Annotated in this window: 25 protein-coding genes, 5 tRNA genes and 1 pseudogene; 24 read left to right on the forward strand and 7 right to left on the reverse strand. The window is 71.8% G+C overall.

What is annotated here, in order from left to right; genetic code table 11:
* The first annotated feature begins 20 nt into the window (after positions 1-20).
* The 5 genes from ACPU2J_RS24180 to ACPU2J_RS24200 all read left to right on the forward strand — a co-directional run bounded on the left by ACPU2J_RS24180 (position 21) and on the right by ACPU2J_RS24200 (position 522).
* Positions 21-92: transfer RNA gene (locus tag ACPU2J_RS24180), tRNA-Gln, on the forward strand.
* 27 nt (positions 93-119) lie between these two features.
* A tRNA-Glu gene (locus ACPU2J_RS24185) sits at positions 120-192 on the forward strand.
* 61 nt (positions 193-253) lie between these two features.
* Positions 254-326: transfer RNA gene (locus ACPU2J_RS24190), tRNA-Glu, on the forward strand.
* A 24-nt stretch (positions 327-350) separates the two neighbouring features.
* Positions 351-422: transfer RNA gene (locus tag ACPU2J_RS24195), tRNA-Gln, on the forward strand.
* A gap of 27 nt (positions 423-449) precedes the next feature.
* Positions 450-522, forward strand: a tRNA-Glu gene (locus ACPU2J_RS24200).
* Between the two features lie 155 nt (positions 523-677).
* Here ACPU2J_RS24200 and ndgR read toward each other — a convergent pair.
* Positions 678-1,394 (reverse strand): IclR family transcriptional regulator NdgR, encoded by a 717-nt coding sequence (gene ndgR, locus ACPU2J_RS24205; protein WP_007266782.1) that lies wholly within the window; start codon positions 1,392-1,394, stop codon positions 678-680.
* Between the two features lie 184 nt (positions 1,395-1,578).
* On the opposite strand from ndgR, the gene leuC reads away from it, so the two are divergent.
* From leuC to ACPU2J_RS24225, 4 genes are all read left to right on the forward strand, one after another.
* Complete coding sequence (gene leuC, locus ACPU2J_RS24210; protein ID WP_420079496.1) at positions 1,579-3,003, forward strand: 3-isopropylmalate dehydratase large subunit; 1,425 nt, start codon at positions 1,579-1,581, stop codon at positions 3,001-3,003.
* A gap of 3 nt (positions 3,004-3,006) precedes the next feature.
* Complete coding sequence (gene leuD, locus ACPU2J_RS24215) at positions 3,007-3,600, forward strand: 3-isopropylmalate dehydratase small subunit (protein WP_361604072.1); 594 nt, start codon at positions 3,007-3,009, stop codon at positions 3,598-3,600.
* Positions 3,601-3,737: 137 nt separating this feature from the next.
* A complete protein-coding gene (locus ACPU2J_RS24220) occupies positions 3,738-3,965 on the forward strand; it encodes a hypothetical protein (RefSeq protein WP_030009267.1) in 228 nt (75 codons plus the stop codon).
* Positions 3,966-4,109: 144 nt separating this feature from the next.
* Positions 4,110-4,787 (forward strand): HU family DNA-binding protein, encoded by a 678-nt coding sequence (locus ACPU2J_RS24225; RefSeq protein ID WP_423833971.1) that lies wholly within the window; start codon positions 4,110-4,112, stop codon positions 4,785-4,787.
* A gap of 303 nt (positions 4,788-5,090) precedes the next feature.
* Here the strand turns inward: ACPU2J_RS24225 and cofC are convergent.
* Positions 5,091-5,693 (reverse strand): annotated as a pseudogene (cofC, locus tag ACPU2J_RS24230) (2-phospho-L-lactate guanylyltransferase); the annotation flags it as partial.
* Positions 5,694-5,938: 245 nt separating this feature from the next.
* Here cofC and ACPU2J_RS24235 point away from each other — a divergent pair.
* Genes ACPU2J_RS24235 through ACPU2J_RS24245 form a run of 3 tightly spaced genes read left to right on the forward strand, consistent with a single transcriptional unit; the run spans position 5,939 to position 8,895 of the window.
* The gene (locus tag ACPU2J_RS24235) at positions 5,939-6,691 is read left to right on the forward strand and encodes a lysophospholipid acyltransferase family protein (RefSeq protein ID WP_420079494.1); all 753 of its coding nucleotides are present in this window, start codon (positions 5,939-5,941) and stop codon (positions 6,689-6,691) included.
* On the forward strand, positions 6,688-7,698 hold the full coding sequence (locus ACPU2J_RS24240; protein ID WP_423833972.1) for an NAD(P)H-dependent glycerol-3-phosphate dehydrogenase: 1,011 nt from the start codon (positions 6,688-6,690) through the stop codon (positions 7,696-7,698). The genes ACPU2J_RS24235 and ACPU2J_RS24240 overlap by 4 nt, the downstream gene beginning before the upstream one ends.
* Positions 7,699-7,737: 39 nt before the next feature.
* The gene (locus ACPU2J_RS24245; protein WP_361604060.1) at positions 7,738-8,895 is read left to right on the forward strand and encodes a D-alanine--D-alanine ligase family protein; all 1,158 of its coding nucleotides are present in this window, start codon (positions 7,738-7,740) and stop codon (positions 8,893-8,895) included.
* Between the two features lie 81 nt (positions 8,896-8,976).
* On the opposite strand, the gene ACPU2J_RS24250 is transcribed toward ACPU2J_RS24245, so the two are convergent.
* On the reverse strand, positions 8,977-9,468 hold the full coding sequence (locus tag ACPU2J_RS24250; RefSeq protein WP_420079492.1) for a DUF3515 family protein: 492 nt from the start codon (positions 9,466-9,468) through the stop codon (positions 8,977-8,979).
* Between the two features lie 23 nt (positions 9,469-9,491).
* A complete protein-coding gene (locus ACPU2J_RS24255) occupies positions 9,492-9,725 on the reverse strand; it encodes an Lrp/AsnC family transcriptional regulator (protein WP_030028650.1) in 234 nt (77 codons plus the stop codon).
* A gap of 230 nt (positions 9,726-9,955) precedes the next feature.
* Here ACPU2J_RS24255 and ACPU2J_RS24260 point away from each other — a divergent pair, with 230 nt between their 5' ends.
* On the forward strand, positions 9,956-10,939 hold the full coding sequence (locus ACPU2J_RS24260) for a thiamine-phosphate kinase (RefSeq protein ID WP_361604054.1): 984 nt from the start codon (positions 9,956-9,958) through the stop codon (positions 10,937-10,939).
* Positions 10,936-11,736: a bifunctional hydroxymethylpyrimidine kinase/phosphomethylpyrimidine kinase gene (gene thiD, locus ACPU2J_RS24265; RefSeq protein ID WP_361604051.1), complete on the forward strand. Its 801-nt coding sequence runs from the start codon at positions 10,936-10,938 to the stop codon at positions 11,734-11,736. Before ACPU2J_RS24260 ends, thiD begins: the two co-directional genes overlap by 4 nt.
* A 94-nt stretch (positions 11,737-11,830) precedes the next feature.
* Here the strand turns inward: thiD and rpmB are convergent, their stop codons facing one another.
* A complete protein-coding gene (gene rpmB / locus ACPU2J_RS24270) occupies positions 11,831-12,016 on the reverse strand; it encodes a 50S ribosomal protein L28 (RefSeq protein ID WP_007266795.1) in 186 nt (61 codons plus the stop codon).
* 241 nt (positions 12,017-12,257) lie between these two features.
* Between rpmB and ACPU2J_RS24275 the strand changes: the two genes are divergently transcribed.
* From ACPU2J_RS24275 to mutM, 9 genes are all read left to right on the forward strand, one after another.
* Positions 12,258-13,976: a DAK2 domain-containing protein gene (locus ACPU2J_RS24275; protein ID WP_423833973.1), complete on the forward strand. Its 1,719-nt coding sequence runs from the start codon at positions 12,258-12,260 to the stop codon at positions 13,974-13,976.
* Positions 13,977-14,002: 26 nt separating this feature from the next.
* Positions 14,003-16,195: an ATP-dependent DNA helicase RecG gene (gene recG, locus ACPU2J_RS24280; protein WP_389068780.1), complete on the forward strand. Its 2,193-nt coding sequence runs from the start codon at positions 14,003-14,005 to the stop codon at positions 16,193-16,195.
* Between the two features lie 73 nt (positions 16,196-16,268).
* Positions 16,269-16,847 carry a 16S rRNA (guanine(966)-N(2))-methyltransferase RsmD gene (gene rsmD, locus ACPU2J_RS24285; RefSeq protein WP_423833974.1) on the forward strand — a complete coding sequence of 193 codons (579 nt, stop codon included), beginning with the start codon at positions 16,269-16,271 and terminating at the stop codon, positions 16,845-16,847.
* Positions 16,848-16,861: 14 nt separating this feature from the next.
* The gene (gene coaD / locus ACPU2J_RS24290) at positions 16,862-17,341 is read left to right on the forward strand and encodes a pantetheine-phosphate adenylyltransferase (protein ID WP_361604096.1); all 480 of its coding nucleotides are present in this window, start codon (positions 16,862-16,864) and stop codon (positions 17,339-17,341) included.
* Positions 17,342-17,446: 105 nt separating this feature from the next.
* Positions 17,447-18,544 carry an ATP synthase F0 subunit B gene (locus tag ACPU2J_RS24295; protein WP_420079489.1) on the forward strand — a complete coding sequence of 366 codons (1,098 nt, stop codon included), beginning with the start codon at positions 17,447-17,449 and terminating at the stop codon, positions 18,542-18,544.
* A gap of 122 nt (positions 18,545-18,666) precedes the next feature.
* Positions 18,667-19,335: a YceD family protein gene (locus ACPU2J_RS24300; RefSeq protein WP_423833975.1), complete on the forward strand. Its 669-nt coding sequence runs from the start codon at positions 18,667-18,669 to the stop codon at positions 19,333-19,335.
* Positions 19,336-19,337: 2 nt separating this feature from the next.
* On the forward strand, positions 19,338-19,511 hold the full coding sequence (gene rpmF / locus ACPU2J_RS24305) for a 50S ribosomal protein L32 (RefSeq protein ID WP_003965982.1): 174 nt from the start codon (positions 19,338-19,340) through the stop codon (positions 19,509-19,511).
* Between the two features lie 19 nt (positions 19,512-19,530).
* The gene (gene rnc, locus ACPU2J_RS24310; RefSeq protein ID WP_420079488.1) at positions 19,531-20,364 is read left to right on the forward strand and encodes a ribonuclease III; all 834 of its coding nucleotides are present in this window, start codon (positions 19,531-19,533) and stop codon (positions 20,362-20,364) included.
* Positions 20,365-20,479: 115 nt separating this feature from the next.
* Positions 20,480-21,349 carry a bifunctional DNA-formamidopyrimidine glycosylase/DNA-(apurinic or apyrimidinic site) lyase gene (mutM, locus tag ACPU2J_RS24315; RefSeq protein ID WP_365496795.1) on the forward strand — a complete coding sequence of 290 codons (870 nt, stop codon included), beginning with the start codon at positions 20,480-20,482 and terminating at the stop codon, positions 21,347-21,349.
* Here the strand turns inward: mutM and ACPU2J_RS24320 are convergent.
* On the reverse strand, positions 21,322-21,726 hold the full coding sequence (locus ACPU2J_RS24320) for a winged helix-turn-helix transcriptional regulator (protein WP_423833976.1): 405 nt from the start codon (positions 21,724-21,726) through the stop codon (positions 21,322-21,324). The genes mutM and ACPU2J_RS24320 overlap by 28 nt on opposite strands.
* A 126-nt stretch (positions 21,727-21,852) precedes the next feature.
* On the opposite strand from ACPU2J_RS24320, the gene ACPU2J_RS24325 reads away from it, so the two are divergent.
* Entirely contained in the window at positions 21,853-22,464 is a 612-nt protein-coding gene (locus tag ACPU2J_RS24325) for a flavodoxin family protein (protein ID WP_420079487.1), read from the forward strand.
* A gap of 116 nt (positions 22,465-22,580) precedes the next feature.
* On the opposite strand, the gene ACPU2J_RS24330 is transcribed toward ACPU2J_RS24325, so the two are convergent.
* Positions 22,581-23,561 (reverse strand): CAP domain-containing protein, encoded by a 981-nt coding sequence (locus ACPU2J_RS24330; protein WP_423833977.1) that lies wholly within the window; start codon positions 23,559-23,561, stop codon positions 22,581-22,583.
* Positions 23,562-23,684: the final 123 nt, after the last annotated feature.

The following is a 23,684-nucleotide window of genomic DNA, read 5'->3' on the forward strand; positions in this document are numbered from 1 at the left end:
CCCAAGGGGTTGACTTTCGGTGGGGTATAGTGTAATTGGCAACACGAGGGTTTCTGGTTCCCTTATTCTAGGTTCGAGTCCTGGTACCCCAGCGCAGTGCAGCAGTAACGCAGTGCTTTGCCCCCGTTGTGTAGCGGCCTAGCACGCCGCCCTCTCAAGGCGGTAGCGCCGGTTCGAATCCGGTCGGGGGTACAGATCCTTCCCGCGAGGTGTCCTGGGTAGCTCCCGTACGTCTTGATGCAGGATCGCTAGGGCCCCCGTTGTGTAGCGGCCTAGCACGCCGCCCTCTCAAGGCGGTAGCGCCGGTTCGAATCCGGTCGGGGGTACTGTTGGTCTGGTATAGACCACTTTGGGCTATGGTGTAATTGGCAACACGAAGGTTTCTGGTTCCTTTGTTCTAGGTTCGAGTCCTGGTAGCCCAGCGCAGTGCAGCGCAAGCTGTAAGGCTCGCCCCCGTTGTGTAGCGGCCTAGCACGCCGCCCTCTCAAGGCGGTAGCGCCGGTTCGAATCCGGTCGGGGGTACGTTCAGAAGAGGCCCTCCGCGTCCAGCGCGGAGGGCCTCTTCGGCGTGTTCGGCAGGCCCTCCGGGTGCAAGTGCGGGCCCGGAGGCGCGCGTTCGGACGTGTGCGGCGTCGTACGCGCCCCCGGGCCCCGGGGGTGGGCTGAGGGTGGGGGTGTCAGCCGGAGCGGCGCAGGGCCTCCGTCAGACGGGCGGCCGCGTCGATGACGGCCTGGGCGTGCATGCGCCCCGGGTGGCGGGTCAGCCGCTCGATCGGCCCGGAGACCGACACCGAGGCGACCACGCGGTTCGACGGGCCGCGCACCGGCGCCGAAACGGAGGCCACGCCGGGCTCCCGCTCGCCGATCGACTGCGCCCAGCCGCGGCGCCGTACGCCGGAGAGGGCCGTCGCCGTGAAACGCGCGCCCTGCAGCCCGCGATGGAGCCGCTCGGGCTCCTCCCAGGCCATCAGGATCTGCGCGGCCGAGCCGGCCTTCATCGGGAGCGTCGAGCCCACCGGGACGGTGTCCCGCAGGCCCGAGAGCCGCTCCGCGGCCGCCACGCAGATGCGCATGTCTCCCTGACGGCGGTAGAGCTGCGCGCTCTCTCCCGTCACGTCACGGAGGTGGGTGAGTACCGGTCCCGCCGTGGCCAGCAGGCGGTCCTCGCCGGCCGCGGCGGCGAGCTCCGCCAGCCGCGGACCGAGGATGAACCGGCCCTGCATGTCCCTCGCCACCATCCGGTGGTGTTCCAGTGCCACGGCAAGGCGATGCGCCGTGGGTCGTGCGAGCCCTGTCGCCGCGACCAGCCCGGCGAGGGTGGCCGGACCGGACTCCAGTGCGCTCAGTACCAGAGCTGCCTTGTCGAGAACGCCGACGCCGCTAGAGTTGTCCATGAAACGATATTCGCGTCTCACACTGTGAAACGCAAGTTCAATTTTTCCAAGAACCAGCGAGTCTGTATGTGCGGGTCCACGAACCACTGGGTCCGAGCCGTCGTCCGGGACGTGGGGTACGGGCGATGCGGCGCACGAGATCTCTATGAAGCGCCGGCACAACCGGCCGGCCGGAGGGAAAGCGATGGGTAGGACACTCGCGGAGAAGGTCTGGGACGACCATGTCGTCCGGCGCGCCGAAGGCGAGCCCGACCTCCTCTTCATCGATCTGCACCTGCTGCACGAGGTGACCAGCCCGCAGGCCTTCGAAGGGCTGCGCCAGGCCGGCCGCAAGGTCCGCCGCCTCGACCTCACCATCGCGACCGAGGACCACAACACCCCCACCCTCGACATCGACAAGCCGATCGCGGACCCGGTCTCCCGGGCCCAGCTGGAGACGCTGCGCGCGAACTGCGCCGAGTTCGGTGTCCGCCTGCACTCGCTGGGAGACGTGGAGCAGGGCGTCGTCCACGTGGTGGGACCGCAGCTGGGACTGACCCAGCCGGGCACCACCGTGGTCTGCGGCGACTCGCACACCTCCACGCACGGCGCCTTCGGCGCGCTGGCCTTCGGCATCGGCACCAGCCAGGTCGAGCACGTGCTGGCCACCCAGACGCTGCCGATGGCCCGCCCGCGGACCATGGCCATCACCGTCACGGGCGAGCTGGCCGAAGGGGTCACCGCCAAGGACCTGATCCTGGCGATCATCGCCAAGATCGGCACCGGCGGCGGCCAGGGCTACGTGCTGGAGTACCGCGGCGAGGCCGTCGAGAAGCTCTCGATGGAAGCCCGCATGACCATCTGCAACATGTCGATCGAGGCCGGCGCCCGCGCCGGCATGATCGCCCCGGACCAGACCACGTTCGACTACCTCCAGGGCCGCGACCACGCCCCGGTGGGCGAGGACTGGGACGCGGCCGTCGCCTACTGGAAGACCCTGCGCACGGACGAGGACGCGGTCTTCGACGCCGAGGTCGTCATCGACGGCTCCGCACTGTCCCCGTTCGTCACCTGGGGCACCAACCCGGGCCAGGGCGCACCGCTGTCCTCCAGCGTCCCCGACCCGGCTTCGTACGAGGACGCTTCGGAGCGCCTGGCCGCCGAAAAGGCCCTGGAGTACATGGGGTTGACCGCCGGCCAGCCGCTGCGCGACATCAGGGTCGACACCGTCTTCGTAGGTTCGTGCACCAACGGCCGCATCGAGGACCTGCGTGCCGTCGCCGGGATCATCGAGGGCCGCAAAGTCGCCGACGGCGTACGGATGCTGGTCGTCCCCGGTTCGGTCCGGGTCGCCCTGCAGGCCGTGGAGGAGGGCCTGGACAAGGTCTTCAAGGAGGCCGGCGCCGAATGGCGGCACGCGGGCTGTTCGATGTGCCTGGGCATGAACCCCGACCAACTGGCCCCCGGTGAGCGTTCCGCGTCCACCTCCAACCGCAACTTCGAGGGCCGGCAGGGCAAGGGCGGGCGCACCCACCTGGTGTCCCCGCAGGTGGCGGCCGCCACCGCGGTACTGGGCCATCTGGCCTCGCCCGCCGACCTGTCCGAAGCCACCGCGACCGCCGGAGTCTGAACCATGGAAGCCTTCACCGTCCACACCGGCCGGGCCGTCCCGCTGCGCCGCAGCAACGTCGACACCGACCAGATCATCCCGGCCCACTGGCTGAAGAAGATCACCCGTGACGGGTTCGAGGACGGGCTCTTCGAGGCCTGGCGCAAGGACCCGGAGTTCGTCACCAACCGCCCCGAGCGCGCCGGGGCGACCGTCCTGGTCGCCGGCCCCGACTTCGGTACCGGGTCCTCCCGCGAGCACGCCGTCTGGGCCCTGCAGAACTTCGGCTTCAAGACGGTCATCTCCGCCCGCTTCGCCGACATCTTCCGCGGGAACTCGCTGAAGAACGGCCTGCTGACCGTCGTGCTGCCGCAGGAGACGGTCGACCGGCTGTGGCAGCTGACCGAGGCCGACCCCACCGCCGAGATCACGGTCGACCTGGTCGACCGGCAGGTGCGAGCCGAGGGAATCGTCGCGGAGTTCGAACTCGACGACAACGCCCGCTGGCGTCTGCTGGAAGGCCTGGACGACATCTCGCTCACCCTTCAGAACGAAGCGGACATCGCCTCCTACGAAAGTGCCCGCCCGGCCTACAAGCCGCGCACGATTCAGGCGTGATTCCTGCCTGATCAGCGCTTATTCACCCCCGGGTGATCACATCGACACCACTGTGCCCCCCGCCTTCCGGCGGGGGGCACAGCCTTTTGTTGAGGCCCCGTGAGGCGACAACTCGCCCCAGATGGCACAATCTGTGCATGGAACGCGACAGTCAACTCGAGCTCTACGAACTCGTCGCGGACCGGTTGAAAGAAGCACACACAAGGGTGCGCTCACTGCAAGTCCCGGAGGGCGTAAGGATGGCGCTGTCCCGGAAGCTGTTGGTCGTCACGGCCGCGGCGAAGCACGATCTCGCCGATGCGGCAAGGCGCCTGGACAGGTTGATGAAGGACCTCGACGAGGGTCGATTCCCTGAAGGCGACTGATGCGAAGGAACTCCGTAACGGCCTCCACCGTTGCGGCACTAGGGTGATTAGCCCGTTTCGTGTTTGATTTGCGGTATATATCCGCCTAACGTGCGAAATAAGCTTGAACACATTCGTTCTGGCGATGTCTCCGAAGGGGAAGACGTGAACAAGGCGCAGCTCGTAGAAGCGATTGCCGACAAGCTGGGCGGCCGCCAGCAGGCCGCGGATGCTGTCGATGCGGTGCTGGACGCGATCGTCCGCGCTACCGTCGCGGGCGACCGGGTCTCGGTCACGGGCTTCGGCTCGTTCGAGAAGGTCGACCGTCCGGCCCGTTACGCCCGTAACCCGCAGACGGGTGAGCGCGTCCGGGTCAAGAAGACCTCGGTGCCCCGTTTCCGCGCCGGCCAGGGCTTCAAGGACCTGGTCAGCGGCACCAAGAAGCTGCCCAAGGGCGGCGAGGTGTCCGTGAAGAAGGCCCCGAAGGGCAGCCTCACCGGCGGCGCCTCCGCCACGGTCAAGAAGGCCGCCGCGAAGAAGGCCACCACGGCCAAGAAGGCCGCCGCGAAGACCGCGGTCGCGAAGAAGGCCACGGCCAAGAAGACCACCGCCACCGCGAAGAAGGCGGCGGTCAAGAGCACCGCCACGGCCAAGAAGGCCACCACCGCCGCCAAGAAGGCCACCACGGCCAAGAAGGCCACGACCGCGGCGAAGAAGACCACCACGGCCGCGAAGAAGACCGCGCCGGCGGCCAAGAAGACCACCGCCGCGACGAAGGCGCCGGCCAAGAAGACGGCGACCCGCAAGGCCACCGCGAAGAAGACCACCGCCCGCAAGAAGTAGGGGCACGAGTCACACACGCCGGGCCGGCTTCCCCCGCACGGGGAGGCCGGCCCGCGGTGCGTGCGCGCGCCCCGGAACGGGCGCCCGCGCCGGACGGCGTCAGAAGGTCTGCAGCGTCACCAGGGTGATCCGCAGCTCCGCGCCCCGGCCGTCGGTCTCGATCCGGACCCGTTGCCCCGGCCGCAGCAGGCGCAGGCCGCCCGCGTCGAAGGCCGGCGCCTCGAAGGGCACCGGCGTGCCGTCGTCCAGCAGCACGCTGCCGCTGCGGGTCTGGGAGTCGTACGTGTACGCGGTCGCCTGCATACCCGCACTGTATCGGGCCGTGTGGGGCCCCACCCCGAGGGCGAGGGCCGTGCGCAGATCCGCCGCGGTGTCCACGTCCCGCCGCACGCTGTCGACGTCCGCCAGTGCGATTTCCACCGCTCCCGAAGCCGAATGCCGGGTCCGGGACGGCCCTCCGAAGGCGGGTGACAATTCCACGTCCGGAGCGGCGGAAAGAAGAGTCGTCCCGATTCCGGCCGCATCGGCCAGAAATGCCCGCGGAAATACCGCGGCGTTTTCGAGCACGCGTTGCAATTCGGAGGGCCGCAGGGCCGGGAGATCGGCGTTCATGGCGGCGACCGCCGCGCCGGGACGGGCCGAGCGCACCACCCGGGCCCCGTGCGCCAGCGCCGCGTTGAGGCCCGCGCCCGGGAGGTCGGGGACGACCCGGGCCCCCAGCCCGGCCAGTTCCGCCGCGGCCGCGGCGTCGTCCGTGACCACCACCACATCCGCGACGGCCGCGCAGGCCAGAGCCCCTGCCACGGTGTCCTGGGCGAAGGCCAGGGCGAGCCCCGGGCGCGCGGCCCCCACCGCCGCCGCCAGCCGGCTCTTGGCCTCCGCCAAGGGCTTCAGCGGGACCACCAGGTTCCAGACGGCGTCCGTGGCCGACCCCCTTCCGTCCGGTGCGCCCGGACCCCTCCCCGTACCAAGGCCGGGTCATGGCCCGGTCATGTGTCGGCCCATTGTCGCCTTCGCCCGGGCCACCCGGGAGTCCGGTGGCCCGGGCGGGGCGTACGGTGTTCTCGACAGAGACCGGGCCCGGGGTGACACTTGTCCGGCCGACGACGAGGTGCCCCAGCCGCGCACCGGTCCTAGAGGAAGGTGTCCGAGTGTCCCGCCGCAGAATCGGCTTCTGGTACCGCCTGGCGGCGGTCATCGCAAAACCGCCGCTGGTAGTGCTCTTCAAGCGGGACTGGCGGGGAATGGAGCACATTCCGACCGAGGGCGGCTTTATCACCGCCGTCAATCACAACTCGTACCTGGACCCGCTCTCCTACGCGCACTTCCAGTACAACAGCGGCCGCGTGCCCCGACTGCTCGCGAAGGCCGCCCTCTTCAAGGTCCCCTTCGTCGGCTCGATCCTGCGCGGCAGCGGGCAGATCCCCGTCTACCGCGAGAGCACCAACGCCCTGGACGCGTTCCGGGCCGCGGTGGACGCGATCGAGCAGGGCGAATGCGTGGCCTTCTACCCGGAGGGCACCCTCACCCGCGACCCGGAGATGTGGCCGATGGCCGGCAAGACCGGCGTCGCCCGGGTCGCGCTGATCACCAGGGCCCCCGTCATCCCCGTGGCGCAGTGGGGCGCCAACCTGGCGATGCCGCCCTACGCCAAGGAGAACAAGGTCCGGCTCTTCCCGCGCAAGACCCTCCAGGTGCTCGCCGGACCGCCCGTGGACCTCTCCGCCTACTACGACCGCGAACCGACCCCGGAGGTCCTCAAGGAGGCCACCGCGGTCATCATGGCGGCCATCACCGGGCTGCTGGAGGAGGTGCGGGGCGAGACCGCGCCCGCGCAGCCGTACGACCATCGCAACGCCAGGGCGGAACAGCGGCGCAAGGCCGCGGGGGAGGGCAAGAAGTGACACGTCCCGTGAAGGCGACCGTCTTCGGAACAGGCTCCTGGGGCACGGCCTTCGCCATGGTGCTCGCCGACGCCGGCTGCGAGGTCACCCTGTGGGGCCGCCGCAGCGAGGTCGTGGACGCCATCAACACCGGCCGGACCAACCCGGACTACTTCCCCGACGTCGAACTCCCCGCGAACGTCCGGGCCACCACCGACCCCGCCGAGGCCGCGGCCGACGCCGACTTCACCGTCCTCGCCGTCCCCTCCCAGACCCTGCGCGAGAACCTCGCCGCGTGGGCCCCGCTGCTCGCCCCCGACACGGTGCTCGTCTCCCTGATGAAGGGCATCGAACTGGGCACCGCCAAGCGGATGAGCGAGGTCATCGAGGAGGTCACCAAGGTCCCGGCCGAGCGGATCGCCGTGGTCACCGGCCCCAACCTGGCCGCCGAGATCGTCGCCCGCCAGCCCGCCGCCTCCGTCGTCGCCTGCGTGGACGAGGACGCGGCCCGGCGCCTCCAGGCCGCCTGCCACACGGCGTACTTCCGCCCGTACACGAGCACCGACGTCATCGGCTGCGAACTGGGCGGCGCCGTCAAGAACGTCATCGGCCTCGCCGTCGGCATCGCCGACGGCATGGGCCTGGGCGACAACACCAAGGGCTCGCTCATCACCCGCGGCCTGGCCGAGGCCACCCGCCTGGGCGTGGCCATGGGAGCCGACCCGCTGACCTTCTCCGGCCTCGCGGGCCTCGGCGACCTGGTCGCCACCTGCTCCTCGCCGCTCTCCCGGAACCACACCTTCGGCACCAACCTCGGCCGCGGGATGACCCTGGAGGAGACCATCGCGGTCACCAAGCAGACCGCCGAGGGGGTCAAGTCCTGCCAGTCGGTGGCCGATCTGGCGGGCCGCCACGGGGTGGACATGCCCATCACCGAGACGGTGGTCGACATCGTCCACCACGGCAAGCCCACCCTCGTCGCCCTGAAGGAACTGATGGGACGGAGCGCCAAACCTGAACGTCGCTGACTCCGATCCGGACGCTTGAGCGGGTACTCTCATGCCGATATGAGCAGCGAGAACCTCCCCCAGACCCCTGAGCAGCAGGGCCGCAAGCCCCGCGTGGCCGTCGTGTTCGGCGGCCGCAGCTCGGAACACGCCATCTCGGTCGTCACCGCGGGCGCCGTACTGCGCTCCATCGACCGGTCGAAGTACGAGGTGCTGCCCATCGGCATCACCACGGACGGCCGGTGGGCGCTCACCGCGGACGAGCCCGCGCGGATGGCCATCGCCGACCGCAGGCTCCCGAGCGTCGAGGAGCTCGCCGAGTCCGAGGACGGCGCCGTCGTGCTCTCGGTCGACCCGGCCAGCCGCCAGGTCGTCTACACCGAGCCGGGCGCCGTCCCGAAGGCCCTGGGCGAGGTCGACGTCGTCTTCCCCGTGCTGCACGGCCCCTACGGCGAGGACGGCACCCTCCAGGGCCTCCTGGAGCTCTCCGGCATCCCGTACGTCGGCTCGGGCGTCCTCGCCTCGGCCGTCGGGCAGGACAAGGACTACATGAAGCGGGTGTTCACGTCCTTCGGGCTGAACGTCGGCCCGTACGTCACCATCCGCCCCCGCGAGTGGGAGGCCGACCGGGACGCCGCCACTGCCCGGATCCTGGACTTCGCCGACGAGCACGGCTGGCCGCTCTTCGTGAAGCCCGCCCGCGCCGGCTCCTCGATCGGCATCACCAAGGTCGACGACGCCTCCGGCCTGGAGGCCGCGGTCAGGGAGGCCCGCCGCCACGACCCGAAGATCATCGTGGAGGCGCTGCTGCGCGGCCGCGAGATCGAGTGCGGCGTCCTGGAGTTCGAGGACGGGCCCCGCGCCAGCGTCCCCGCCGAGATCCCGCCGGTGTCCAGCCACGACTTCTACGACTTCGAGGCGAAGTACATCGACTCCGCCTCCGGGATCGTGCCCGCCCCGATCACCCCGGAGCAGACCGCCGAGGTGCAGCGGCTCGCGGTCGAGGCCTTCGAGGCCGCGTCCTGCGAGGGGCTCGTGCGCGCCGACTTCTTCCTCACGGAGGACGGCGAGTTCGTCATCAACGAGATCAACACGATGCCCGGTTTCACGCCGATCTCGATGTACCCGCTGATGTGGGAGAAGTCCGGCATCGCGTACCCGGAGCTGGTGGACCGGCTGATCCAGGCCGCCCTGCGCCGCTCCACGGGGCTGCGCTAGCGCCACCTACGGCAACCGCCCGCCGGCCGCCCCGCACGGGGGCGGCCGGCGGGCGGCGGTGTGCCCGTACCCCGGTGGGGTTCAGTAGGAGGAGACGCCCTCGGGCACGGTCGCGGCGATCGCCGTGGACAGCCCGACGAGCATCCCCGCGTCCGTGGCATGCTCCTTGTCGACCCGGACCTCCGTGTACGCCAGCCGCAGACCGGTGGTGAAACGGAATCCGCCGTCGTCGAGCTTCTCCAGCAGCCAGGCCACGTCGTTCACGTGGACACCCTCCTGCTTCGGATCCAGCATCTTGGAGGGCTTGGCGATACCGCACCGCAGTACGATCGCCGAGCCGCCCCACGCGGCGGTGAGGTCCGACTCCGGATCGGTGCCGGTCCGCTCCAGTCCGGCCACCGTGTCCGGGAGCTCCTCGTGCAGTGCCGCACAGAGCTTCGCGACGGCGGCGGGCGGCGCGGGCGGCGGATCGACCCGGGCCGTGGAACCACCCGGGGAGCACGCCGCCAGTGCCGACAGGGCAAGGGCGGCGGGCAGGGCCAGGACACGGAGGGGCCGACGGTGGAGGGACATCACCGGCCAAGAGTAGACGGGGGCTACAGATGGACCACCGGGCAGGTCAGGGTGCGGGTGATCCCCTCCACCTGCTGGACCTTGGCGACGACCATGCGGCCGAGCTCGTCGACGGTGTCGGCCTGGGCGCGCACGATCACGTCGTACGGGCCCGTCACGTCCTCGGCCTGGATCACCCCCGGGATCTGGCCGATGGACTCGGCGACGAACGACGCCTTGCCCACCTCGGTCTGGATGAGGATGTACGCCTGTACCACGGAACCTCCAGGGCGGCCACGAGGATCATTTCCCCTAACCTTCGGGTGGGACTCCCGGGGGAAGAAGAGACGCCACGGTACCGCGTCGCCGTGCGCCACGGGGAGACCTGCGGGCCCGGCGCCACGCACAGCGGGGCGTACGGAGAGCAGAAGTTGACGTATCTGTTGACGGTACCCAGAGCTGTCGCGGCTCGCGACCGCAAGCGGACTGGGCAAGAAGGGGTACAGCGATGAAGGGCACTGTCGGCGAGCTGGGGGAGTTCGGGCTGATCAGGGAGCTCACCTCACGGCTCACCACCACCCCGGCGGTCCGGCTCGGACCGGGCGACGACGCCGCGGTGGTGTCGGCCCCCGACCGGCGCGTCGTGGCGAGCACCGACATCCTCCTGGAGGGCCGTCACTTCCGCCGCGACTGGTCCACGGCCTACGACGTCGGCCGCAAGGCCGCCGCGCAGAACCTGGCGGACATCGCGGCCATGGGCGCGGTGCCGACCGCGCTCCTCCTCGGCCTCGTCGTGCCCGCCGAACTCCCGGTCACCTGGCCCACCGAGCTCATGGACGGCATCCGCGACGAGTGCCAGGTCGCCGGCGCCGCCGTGGTCGGAGGGGACGTCGTACGGGGGGACACCATCACCGTCTCCATCACCGCCCTCGGGGACCTGCGCAACCACGAGCCCGTCCTGCGCTCCGGCGCCCAGCCCGGCGACGTCGTCGCCGTCACCGGCTGGCTCGGCTGGTCCGCGGCCGGTTTCGCCGTGCTCTCGCGCGGCTTCCGCTCCCCCCGGGCCTTCGTCGAGGCCCACCGGCGCCCCGAGCCGCCCTACCACGCCGGTCCCGCGGCCGCAGGACTCGGCGCCAGCGCCATGACGGACGTCAGCGACGGACTGATCGCCGACCTCGGCCACATCGCCGAGGCCAGCAAGGTCCGCATCGACCTGCGTTCGGGAGCCGTCGACATCCCGACCCAGATGCACGACATCGGCCAGGCCGTCGGCGTGGACCCGCTGCAGTGGGTGCTCACCGGGGGAGAGGACCACGCGATCGTGGCGACCTTCCCGCCCGACGTGAAGCTGCCCGCCCGCTGGAAGGTCATCGGCGAGGTGCTCAACCGCTCCGCCCTGCCCCAGGTGACCGTGGACGGCGCCCCCTGGACGAGCACGGGCGGCTGGGACCACTTCGGCGACGACCCGGCCTCCGAGGGCGGCCCGCTGTGAACGGCGCCCCGCCGCTCTGCCTGACCGTCGCCGGATCCGACTCCGGCGGCGGCGCGGGCATCCAGGCGGACCTCAAGACCATGATGGCGTTCGGCGTGCACGGCATGAGCGTGGTCACCGCCGTGACCGCCCAGAACTCGCTGGGCGTGCGGGGAGCCTGGGAGCTGCCCGCGGAGGCCGTCACGGCCCAGTACCGGGCCGTCGTGGACGACATCGGGGTGGACGCGGTCAAGACCGGCATGCTGTCCTCCGCCGCCCTGGTCGAGACCGTGGCCGCACTGCTCGCCGACACCGCCGCGCCCGCCGTGGTGGACCCGGTCGGCGTCTCCAAGCACGGGGACGCGCTGCTGGCCGACTCGGCGCTGGACGCCGTCCGCACGGAACTGCTGCCCCGGGCCACCGTGGCCACGCCCAACCTGGACGAGGTCACCCGGCTCACGGGAGTCGTCGTGGAGACCGAGGACGACATGCGCCGGGCCGCCGACGCGATCCTCGGACACGGGCCCCGCTGGGCGCTGATCAAGGGCGGCCACCTCGCCGCGCACGGCGACCTCGCGGTGGACCTGCTCACCGACGGCACCGACGAGCAGTGGCTGCGCGCACCCCGCCACTCCAACCGGCACACCCACGGCACCGGCTGCACCCTCGCCAGCGCGATCGCGGCCGGCCTCGCGCAGGGCCTCGCCGTCCCCGCGGCCGTCACGGCCGCCAAGGAGTACGTCACGGGCGGCATCGCGGCCGGCTTCGCACTCGGCTCCGGCATCGGCCCGGTCGATCACGCCTGGCGGCTGCGCTGACCCCGCAGACACCGCCCGGACAAGGCAAAAGGCCGGTTCACCAGAGGTGAACCGGCCTTCTTGGCAACCGGAAGGGGCTGCGCTACGACGGGCGTCAGCGCGAGACCTTGCCGGCCTTGATGCACGAGGTGCAGGCGTTGAGGCGCTTCGGCGTCCCATTGACCACGGCACGGACGCGCTGGATGTTCGGGTTCCAGCGACGCGAGGTGCGGCGGTGCGAGTGGGAGATGTTGTTGCCGAAGCTCGGCCCCTTGGCGCAAACGTCGCAGTTGGCAGCCACAGGTCACTCCAAAGACTTCAGATGCAATTACAGTGAATCCGGCGCACCGGAATCAGAGGTCTGAAGTGGTTTGCCGGGGGGAAGACCCGACTCTCATCGGGCAACCGGAGCAGCATACAACGACTGCGCCCGTCCAAGAAAACTACCATGGCGGCCGCCCGGCCCGCCCCGCGGGCCCGACCCCGCGGAAGCCCTTCGTTACCCTGCGGTGAACCCTGGCCCGCACAAGGAGGAACGCCCGGTGCCGCACGAGCCGCAGCCGCAGCCCGCCGACGAGCTCGACGCCGAAGCGGTGCGCACCTGGAGCTCGCTGGCCCTCGCCGCACTGGGCCGGGCCCGCGAGGACATCGACGCGATCAACGTCTACCCGGTCGCCGACGCGGACACCGGCACCAACCTCTACCTCACCGCGGAGTCGGCCGACCGCGCCCTCACCGCCTGCTTCGCCACCGCCGCGCAGAACGCCGGGGCGGACGCGGACCCGGCCGGCGAGGACCCCGCCGCCTCCCTGTCCCGGGCCGTGCGCGCCTGGGCCCACGGAGCCCTCGTCGGAGCCCGCGGCAACTCCGGCACCATCCTGGCGCAGCTGCTGCGGGGTGTGGCCGACGTGCTCGGCACCGAACCGGACGCCTCCCGAGCCCCCGGAGACGGCACGGACACCGGAGCCGGGACGGGCGCCCTGCTGGCACGGGCCCTGACCCGGGCAGCGGAGGAGGCCTACGCGGCCGTCGCGCACCCCGTCGAGGGCACCATGCTCACCGTCGCGGGCGCCGCCGCCCGGGCCGCCCGGACGGCGTCCTCGGCCGCGGGCACCGCGGCCGACGTGGCCGGCGCGGCCTACGACGCGGCCCGCGCGGCCCTGGCCGAGACCCCCGGGCAGCTCGCCGCCCTGGGCCGGGCCGGAGTGGTCGACGCCGGAGGCTGCGGGCTGGTCGCCGTACTCGGCGCCCTGTGGCAGGCGCTGTCCGGGCAGGAGCCGGCCGCGCCGCCCGCAGCGGGCCGGGCCGCGGTGGCCGCGCCGGATCCCGAGGACCCCTGCGCGCGGGAGGAGGACGGGCCCGCGTACGAGGTGATCTACCTGCTGGAGGCCTCGGAGGAGGCCGTCGCCGCACTGCGCGAGCGGCTCGACGGGCTCGGCGACTCCCTGGTCGTGGTCGGCGGCGACGGGCTCTGGAACGTCCACGTCCACGTGGACGACCCGGGCGCCGCCGTGGAGGCCGGCATCGAGGCGGGGCGGCCGTACCGGATACGCATCACGCACTTCGGGGACGAACGCCGCAGGGCCCGGGGCGAACGCGCCCAGCGGGCCGTCGTCGCCGTCGTCCCGGGCGAGGGCCTGGCCGGACTGTGCGGGGAGGCCGGGGCCACCACCGTGCTCGTGCGCCCCGGCGAGGTGCCGGACGTCGCCGAACTGCTCGCCGCCGTCCGTCGCGCCCACGCCCGCGAGGTGGTCCTCCTGCCCGGCGGCGCCGAACTGCGCGCCGCCGCCGCGGCGGCCGCGGAACGGGCCCGCGCCGACGGCGTGCGCGTGGCCGTGATCCCCACCCGGTCCGCGGTGCAGGGCCTCGCCGCCCTCGCCGTGCACGACCCGGACGGCAGCTTCGACGAGGACGTGGTCGCCATGACGGCCGCCGCCGGCGCCACCCGCTACGGCGAACTGGCCGTCGCCGAGAGCCGGTCCTTCACCTCGGCCGGCATCTGCCAGGCCGGCGACGTGCTCGGCCTCATCGACGGCGACGTCGCCGTGATCGGCGCGGACCTGGCCGGGACCGCCGAGGCCGTCCTGGAGCGCATGCTCGGCTCCGGCGGCGAACTCGTCACCCTGGTCCTCGGCCCCGAGGTCCCCGACGCCGTCGCCGAGCACCTGGAGGCGTACGTGCAGCACGGACACCTCGCCGTGGACACCGTCACCTACCGCGGCGGCCGGTACTCGGCACCGCTCCTCATCGGGGTGGAATAGCGGGCTTGTCGGAGCCATGGTGTGCAATGGAACACGTGCCCGCGCTCGACGAAGACCTCAAGAAGACGCTCGGCCCCGCCACCGCCAAGGTGCTGGCCGAGCAGCTCGGCCTGCACACGGCCCTGGACCTGCTCCACCACTACCCGCGGCGCTACGCCGAGCGCGGTGAACTGACCTCGCTCGCCGAGCTCGCCGACCAGATCGACGAACACGTCACCGTCGTCGCGCAGGTCGCCGACGCGCGCGTCCTGACCTTCAACGGCGGCCGGGGCAAACGCCTGGAGGTGACCATCACCGACGGCAGCGGCCGGCTCCAGCTCGTCTTCTTCGGCGCGGGAGTCCACAAACCGCACAAGGAACTGCTGCCGGGCACCCGCGCGATGTTCGCCGGCAAGGTCTCCCGCTTCAACAACAAGCTCCAGCTCGCGCACCCGGCATACGAGCCGCTCGGCGCGGACGCCTCCGACCGGGACGCCGCCACCGCCTTCGCCAACCAGCTCATCCCGATCTACCCGGCCTGCGCCAAGCTGGAGTCCTGGAAGATCGCCAAGTGCGTGGACGCCGTCCTGCCCGGCGCCCGCGAGGCACTGGACCCGCTGCCGCCGGCCCTGCGCGAGGACCGCGGCCTGGTCCCGCTCACCGAAGCCCTGCTGAAGATCCACCGCCCGGCCACCAAGGCCGACATCGAGGACGCCCGCCGGCGCCTGAAGTGGGACGAGGCCTTCGTCCTCCAGGTCGCCCTGGCCCGCCGCCGCCACGCGGACTCCCAGCTCCCGGCCGTCCCGCGCCGGTCCGCGCCCGGCGGCCTGCTCGACGCCTTCGACGCCAAGCTCCCCTTCACCCTCACCGACGGCCAGCAGAAGGTCTCGAAGGAGATCTTCGACGACCTGGCCACCAGCCACCCCATGCACCGCCTCCTCCAGGGCGAAGTGGGAAGCGGGAAGACGATGGTGGCCCTGCGGGCCATGCTGGCCGTCGTGGACTCCGGCGGGCAGGCGGCCATGCTCGCCCCCACCGAGGTCCTCGCCCAGCAGCACCACCGGTCCGTCGTCGAGATGATGGGCGAGCTCGCCGAGGGCGGCATGCTCGGCGGATCCGACCAGGGCACCAAGGTGGTCCTGCTCACCGGCTCCATGGGGACGGCCGCCCGCCGCCAGGCCCTGCTCGACCTGGTCACCGGCGAGGCCGGGATCGTGATCGGGACGCACGCCCTGATCGAGGACAAGGTGCAGTTCCACGACCTCGGGCTCGTCGTCGTCGACGAACAGCACCGCTTCGGCGTGGAGCAGCGCGACGCGCTGCGCTCCAAGGGCAAGCAGCCCCCGCACCTGCTGGTGATGACCGCCACCCCGATCCCGCGCACGGTCGCCATGACCGTCTTCGGCGACCTGGAGACCTCCGTCCTCGACCAGTTGCCCGCGGGCCGCTCGCCCATCGCCACCCACGTCGTCCCCTCCCAGGACAAGCCGCACTTCCTTGCCCGCGCCTGGGAGCGGGTCCGGGAGGAGGTGGAGAAGGGCCACCAGGCGTACGTGGTGTGCCCGCGCATCGGCGACGGGGAGGACGACCCGAAGAAGAAGCAGGCGGCCGAGGAGGCCGACCGGCGGCCTCCGCTCGCGGTCCTGGAGATCGCCGAACAGCTCGGCCGCGGACCGCTGGCCGGGCTGAGCGTCGAGGTGCTGCACGGCCGGATGGACCCCGCCGACAAGGACGACGTCATGCGCCGGTTCGCCGCCGGCGAGGTGAAGGTGCTGGTCGCCACCACGGTCATCGAGGTCGGCGTGAACGTCCCCAACTCCACCGTCATGGTGATCATGGACGCGGACCGGTTCGGCGTCTCCCAACTCCACCAGCTGCGCGGCCGCGTCGGTCGCGGCTCCGCCCCCGGCCTGTGCCTGCTGGTCAGCGAGATGCACGAGGCGAGCCCCGCCCGGGCCCGGCTGGCCGCCGTCGCCGCGACCCTCGACGGCTTCGAGCTCTCCCGGATCGATCTGGAACAGCGCCGCGAGGGCGACGTGCTGGGCCAGGCCCAGTCCGGGGTGCGCTCCTCGCTGCGCATGCTCGCCGTCATCGAGGACGAGGAGGTCATCGCCGAGGCCAGGGAGGAAGCCACCCGGGTCGTCGCCGAGGACCCGTCGCTCGACGGGCTGCCGGGCCTGCGCAACGCCCTGGACGCCCTCCTGGACACCGAGCGCGAGCAGTACCTGGAGAAGGGCTGACCGGTACGACCTATCGTTGGAGTGCCGCGGCGAGTGCCGCGGCACTCCCCGACGCCGTACCGAAGGACCCCAGATGACCCGCGTGATCGCCGGCAGCGCCGGCGGGCGACGGCTGGCCGTGCCCCCGGGCACCGGCACCCGGCCGACCTCGGACCGGATGCGCGAGGGCCTGTTCTCGACCTGGGAGTCGCTGCACGGCGTCGAGGGGGCCCGGGTGCTCGACCTGTACGGCGGCTCGGGCGCCGTCGGCCTGGAGGCCCTCTCCCGCGGCGCGGCCCACGCCCTGCTCGTCGAGGCCGACACCAAGGCCGCCAAGGCGATCCGCGACAACATCAGGACGCTGGGCCTGCCCGGCGCCGAGTTCCGGGTCGGCCGGGCCGAGCAGATCGTGGCGGCCCGCGCGGCCGGGGAGCCGTACGACGTCGTCTTCCTGGACCCGCCGTACGCCGTGGACAGCGCCGACCTGCGGGAGATCCTCCTCACACTCCGGTCCAATGGCTGGATCACGGACGACGCGCTCGTCACCGTGGAGCGCAGCACCAGGAGCGGTGCCTTCCCGTGGCCCGAGGGCTTCGAACCGCTCCGGTCGCGCAAGTACGGCGAGGGCACCCTGTGGTACGGCCGCGCCGCCAGCACCCGCGAAGACTCATGAACGAGGGAGTTCAGTTGCGCCGCGCCGTCTGTCCGGGGTCCTTCGACCCCATCCACAACGGACACCTCGACATCATCGGACGCGCCTCCAGGCTCTACGACGTCGTGCACGTCGCGGTGGGCATCAACGAGTCGAAGAAGGGCCTCTTCACCGTCGAGGAGCGGATCGAGCTGATCCGCGAGGCCACCGCCGACTACGGCAACGTCCAGGTGGAGGCCTTCCGCGGGCTGCTCGTCGACTTCTGCAAGCAGCGGGACATCCCGGCCATCGTCAAGGGCCTGCGCGCGGTCAGCGACTTCGACTACGAACTCCAGATGGCCCAGATGAACCTGGGCCTGTCGGGCGTGGAGACGCTGTTCGTCCCGACCGTCCCCACCTACAGCTTCCTGTCCTCCTCGCTGGTCAAGGAGGTCGCGGCGTGGGGCGGTGACGTCGCCCACCTGCTGCCCGCGCACGTGCACGCGGCGCTGCTGGAGCGGCTGGGAAACCGCTGACCCCCTGAGGGGCCGTCATGCGGTGTCGGGGCCGCGCCCCGTGGCCGTACAGTCGTCCCGTCCGTCTCGGGAACCGGTCCTGAGGCCGAGAGAGTGCGAGCCCCCATGGACGTGCAGAAGAAGCTCGACGAGATCGTCGCGGCGGTCGGCGGCGCCCGGTCCATGCCCATGTCGGCCTCCTGCGTGATCAACCGCGCCGAGCTCCTCGCCCAGCTCGACGAGGTGCGCCAGGCGCTGCCCGGCTCGCTCGCCCAGGCCCAGGAGCTCATCGGCGACCGGGAGCACTTGGTCGAGGAGGCCCGCCGCGAGGCCGAGCGGATCATCGGCGCCGCGCACGACCAGCGGGGCTCGCTCATCGCCGACACCGAGGTCGTGCGGCGCTCCCAGGGCGAGGCGGACCGGATCCTGGAGGAGGCCCGGCGGGAGGCCGAGCAGATCCGCGCCGAGGCCGACGACTACGTCGACAGCAAGCTCGCCAACTTCGAGGTCGTGCTGACCAAGACGATCGGCTCCGTGGACCGCGGCCGCGAGAAGCTGCTGGGCCGCGGCCCGGGCCTGGACGAGGACGGCTACCCGGACGCGGACGCACCCGAGCGCAGCCACGACCCGGAGACGCAGCGGCAGCAGGCCGACGCGTACGTGGACACCAAGCTCGCCACCTTCGAGGCCGTCCTGGCCAAGACCCTGGAGGCCGTGGGCCGGGGCCGGCAGAAGCTGCTGGGTCGCGTCCCCACCGACGACCTGGGGGTGCACATGGCGGCGCAGGACGCGGGGCCCGGCCAGCCCTCCCGGTCGGCGAGCGACGCGGACTTCCTGGCGGGCCTCGCGGAGCCGGAGCCCCCGGCGCACGTCCAGGCGCCGGTCCCGGCGCAGCCGGGCCCCGCGTACGACGCCTACGGCTACCAGCAGCCCGCCGCGGCCCAGCACCAGGACGGCTACGGCTACCAGGACCCCTACGGCGGCTACCAGCAGCAGCCGGACCCGTACTCCGGTGCGAGCACCGGCTCCACCGGAGCGGCTTACGCCGCGCACTACGATGCGCAGCAGCCCGACCCGTACGCCGGGTACCAGCAGGCCCACCCGCAGGAGCAGCAGCAACAGCACCCGTCGCAGCCCCAGCAGCCTGCGCTCGACGAGACCAGCTTCTTCGACACGAGCATGATCAACCTGGACCAGCTGCGCCAGTACGAGCAGGGCCGCTAGGGCCGGATTGGGCTCAGAGCGAAGCGCCGGGTATCCTGGCTCTTCGGTCGCGCGTATGCACCGCGATCCGTGCTGCCCGTACATGCGGAACATATGCAGCATTCTTCGATCTTCAGCGATCTGTGAAAGCAGGAACGGCCCTGAACACCCGCCTCGACCACCGCAACCCCCTCGTGTTCGACACGCACGAGCTGGGTCGGCGTCCTGGTGCCATGCAGCGGCTGTCCCGTGAGATCGCGGCGCCGGCGGACCTCGGTATCGCCGGTGTCATCGGAGTTCCGGAAGGCGCTCCGCTGAAGCTCGACCTCCGCCTCGAATCGGTCATGGAAGGGGTGCTTGTCACAGGCACCGTCCGTGCATCGGCGGCGGGGGAGTGCGTAAGGTGTCTGGAGGCCGTCGAGCGTGAGCTCAAGGCGGACTTCCAGGAGATGTTCTCGTACCCTGACGCCGACGACCGGGGCCGCGCAAAGGCGGAGCCGGCCGACGACGCCGAGGACGACGAGGACATGCTCTTCCTCGAGGACGGCTTGTTCGACCTCGAACCCGTGCTGCGCGATGCGGTGGTGCTCGCACTGCCGATGCAGCCGGTGTGCCGGGAGGGCTGTCTGGGACTGTGCCCCGATTGCGGGCTCAGCCTGAACGACGACCCGGAGCACCACCACGACGCCGTCGACATCCGTTGGGCGGCTTTGCAGGAACTCGTCGTGACCGATCAGGACGACGAGAAGGACAACATGAGCGGCACTGCATCTGACGACGTTCAGAGCGCCGCCGAGAAGCAGGAGAAGTAGCCGTGGCTGTTCCGAAGCGGAAGATGTCGCGCAGCAACACGCGCCACCGCCGGTCGCAGTGGAAGGCTGCGGTCCCCACCCTGGTTTCGTGTGAGCGTTGCCAGGAGCCGAAGCTCCAGCACATCGCGTGCCCGAGCTGCGGCACCTACAACAAGCGCCAGGTCCTCGAGGTCTGAGCGGCTGGTGAGAGGCGCAATGTCTGAGCTGTCCAACGCTGAGAAGCAGGCAGACAGTAACAACGCGGCCTCGTCCCACACGCTTCTGGAAGGGCGGCTCGGGTACCGACTCGAGTCCGCCCTTCTGGTGCGTGCACTGACCCACCGCTCGTACGCGTACGAGAACGGCGGTCTGCCCACCAACGAACGGCTGGAGTTCCTCGGGGACTCCGTGCTGGGCCTGGTGGTCACGGACACGCTGTACACGACCCACCCGGACCTCCCCGAAGGCCAGCTGGCCAAGCTTCGGGCCGCGGTGGTCAACTCGCGTGCACTGGCGGAGGTCGGGCGCGGCCTCGAACTCGGCTCCTTCATCCGGCTCGGCCGGGGCGAAGAGGGCACGGGCGGCCGGGACAAGGCCTCCATCCTCGCCGACACGCTGGAAGCGGTCATCGGCGCGGTCTACCTCGACCAGGGCCTCGACGCGGCCTCGGAGCTGGTCCACCGGCTCTTCGACCCGCTCATCGAGAAGTCCTCGAACCTCGGGGCGGGCCTGGACTGGAAGACCAGTCTCCAGGAGCTCACGGCGGCCGAAGGGCTCGGCGTGCCCGAGTACCTGGTCACCGAGACCGGTCCGGACCACGAGAAGACCTTCACCGCTGCTGCCCGCGTCGGTGGTGTCTCGTACGGCACCGGCACCGGCCGCAGCAAGAAGGAAGCGGAACAGCAGGCCGCGGAGTCGGCGTGGCGCGGTATCCGTGCCGCCGCGGACGAGCGGATCGCGGCGGCTGCCGCCGCGGACGGCGCTCCGGCTGCGGCCGGGGCCGGTGACGGCGCGGCGGCGACGCCCGCCGACCCGACGCCGGACGCCTGACCCTTCCTTCGGGTTCTCCACGCCCGCCCCTGCTCGTCAGGGGCGGGCGTCGGCGTTTCCGGGCGGCCGGTACGCTCGCGGGAGCGCCCAGAACCGTACCCACCGGAGGTCCCCCGTGCCCGAGCTGCCCGAAGTCGAAGTCGTGCGGCGGGGGCTGGAGCGCTGGGTCGCCGGGCGGACCGTCGAGGCCGTCGAGGTCCTCCACCCCAGGGCCGTGCGACGCCACCCGGGCGGCGGAGCCGACTTCGCGGCGCGCCTGCGCGGGGAGACGATCGGAGTGCCGCGGAGGCGCGGCAAGTACCTGTGGCTGCCGCTGGAAGGGCGCGACCTGTCCGTGCTCGGGCACCTCGGGATGAGCGGTCAGCTGCTCGTGCAGCCGGAGGGCGCCCCCGACGAGAAGCACCTGCGGATCCGGGTGCGTTTCGGCGACGACACCGGCACGGAGCTGCGCTTCGTGGACCAGCGGACCTTCGGCGGGCTGTCCCTGCACGAGGTGGCCGCCGGCAGCGCGGACGGGCTGCCCGACGTCATCGCGCACATCGCGCGGGACCCCCTGGACCCCTTGTTCGACGAGGCGGCGTACCACCTGGCGCTGCGCGCGAAGCGGACCACCGTCAAGCGGGCGCTGCTGGACCAGTCGCTGATCAGCGGGGTCGGCAACATCTACGCGGACGAGGCGCTGTGGCGCTCGAAGCTGCACTACGAGCGCCCCACCGGCAACCTCACGCGCCCGCGGAGCGCGGAACTCCTCGGCCACGTCCGGGACGTGATGAACGCGGCCCTGGCCGTCGGGGGCACCAGCTTCGACAGCCTCTACGTCAACGTGAACGGGGAGTCGGGCTACTTCGACCGCTCGCTCGACGCCTACGGGCGCGAGGACGAGCCCTGCCGGCGCTGCGGCACACCGATGCGGCGCAGGCCCTGGATGAACAGGTCGAGCTACTTCTGCCCGCGCTGTCAGCGGCCGCCGCGGGTCGAGTCGTAGGACTCCCGGGCGGACAGCACCGTCGGCATGTTCCCCTCCAGGTGGTGGATGAGCGCCAGGAGCCGGTCGGCGACCTCGATCCCGAGGGGGGTCAGTTCGTAGTCCACGCGGGGCGGGTTGGTCGGCTGCGCCTCGCGGTGGACGATGCCGTCGCGCTCCAGCGCGTGCAGGGTCTGCGACAGCATCTTCTCGCTCACGCCCTCCACGCGGCGGCGCAGCTCGTTGAAGCGGACCGGGCCCTCGCGCAGGGCGCCCACGGTGAGGCTTCCCCAGCGGCCGGTGACGTGCTCCAGGGTCTCCCGGGACGGGCAGGAGCGGGCGAACACGTCGAACGGCAGCTCGCAGCTCTCGGCTTCGGTACAGGCAGGGGTCTCCATAGAACAAGCGTACCCGCAGGCAGCGCTTACTCGGAGCTTGCGCTTTCGAAAAGTTAGTGATTCTCTTCTTGTTGTCGCACCACGCCCCGTGCTGCGGCGCACGCTTTGCCGAGGGAGAGATCAGCCTTGTCCGGTATCACGCACACCCCCGTCGTCTCGATCGCCTACCACTCCGGCTACGGCCACACGGCGGTCGTCGCCGAGGCGGTCCGCAGCGGCGCGGCGGACGCCGGGGCGACCGTCCACCTGATCAAGGTCGACGAGATCGACGACGCGCAGTGGGAGCTGCTCGACGCCTCCGACGCGATCGTCTTCGGTTCGCCGACCTACATGGGCACCGCTTCCGGCGCCTTCCACGTCTTCGCGGAGGCCACCTCGAAGCGCTGGTTCGGCGACGCCTGGCAGGACAAGGTCGCGGCGGGCTTCACCAACTCCGCGTCCAAGAGCGGCGACAAGCTGCACACCCTGCAGTTCTTCCAGATCCTGGCCGCGCAGCACGGCATGAGCTGGGTCAACCTGGGCCTGAAGCCGGGCTGGAACACCAGCACGGCCTCCGAGAACGACCTCAACCGCCTCGGGTTCTTCGCGGGCGCCGCGGCCCAGTCCAACTCGGACGAGGGCGCGGACGCCGTCCACAAGGCCGACATCGCCACGGCGGAGCACCTGGGCCGGCGTGTGGCCGAGCACGCCCGCGTGCTCGTGGCGGGCCGCGCGGCCCTGGCGGCCGCCGCGGTCTGATCGGTCCGCGGCGCGGTCCGCGCCGCACCGGAACGCCCGAAGGGGCCGGGTCGACGACCCGGCCCCTTCGGGCGTTCCGGTGCCGGGCATCGCCCGTCGGGTGTCCTGCCGTCGGATCAGAACCCGAAGTCCTGGGTCCACCAGGGGCCGCCGTCGGCGGCGTACACGCCGACGCCCAGGGTGCGGAACTCGCAGTTCAGGATGTTCGCCTTGCGGCCGGGGCTGTTCATCCACGCCTTCATCACGGCGTCGGCGTCCCCCTGGCCGCGGGCGATGTTCTCACCGCCCAGGCCCCCTATGCCGGCCTTGGCGGCCCGGTCCCAGGGGGTGTTGCCGTCCGGGTCGTCGTGCCCGAAGAACCCGCGGGTGGCCATGTCCTTGCTGAAGGCCCCGGCGAGGGAGGCGAGCGGCGGGTTGGCGCGGACCGGGCCGCACCCGGCCTGGGCGCGCGCCTGGTTCACCAGGGTGACCACCGCGTCCTCCTCGGTGGAGTGCCCGGTCAGGCTGGGCCGCGTGGCGGAGGCGGACGGCTCCGGGGTCGCGGTGGGCCGGGGCGCGGGGGAGGAGGGCACGGCGGGCTTCGAGGGCTCCGGCGCCGGCTCCTTCCGCGGCGCCTCGGTGGAGGGGGCCGGTGCGGGCACGGCCGGGCGGGTGCTCGGAGGGGCGGAGGGGACGGGCGCGGCGGAGGTGCTCGGCGGTGCGGACGGGGCCGCCGGGGCCGCCGGGGCCGACGGGGAAGGGGACGCGGCCGGGGAGGACGGGGCCGACGGGGAGGCGGGTGCCTTCGGGGCGGCGGGCCGGCTGGGAGAGGTGCTGCCGGGCGCCGTCGCGCTGCGGCCTGACAGGTTGACCAGGCCGTTCTGCTGCTGGGCCGCAGTGCCCGGCTCGGCGGAGGGGTCCGCCTTGGCGGCGGGGGTGGCGGTGTCCGCTCCGTCGACGCCCACGTAGGGGAACGACGCGCCGACCGGCACCATGCCGGTGGTCACGGCCGCGGTGCCGAGGGCCACGGCCACGGAGACGCCCAGCAGGCCGGTGCGCAGGGCGGTGCCGTGCTTGCCGCCGCGGCGCGGCGGTGCGGGGAGCCGGTGACGTCCCATCGGTGTCGTGCCTTCCTGACCGGATCAAGATCATCCCTAACCCACCCAAATGGGTGAGTTCATTGGTGCGCGACTGTACGCCATGGGCCCCTGGGGGCGATGTGACCCGAAACGGGCCGCCCG

Source organism: Streptomyces manipurensis, assembly GCF_049570255.1.
GTDB classification, from domain to species: domain Bacteria; phylum Actinomycetota; class Actinomycetes; order Streptomycetales; family Streptomycetaceae; genus Streptomyces; species Streptomyces manipurensis.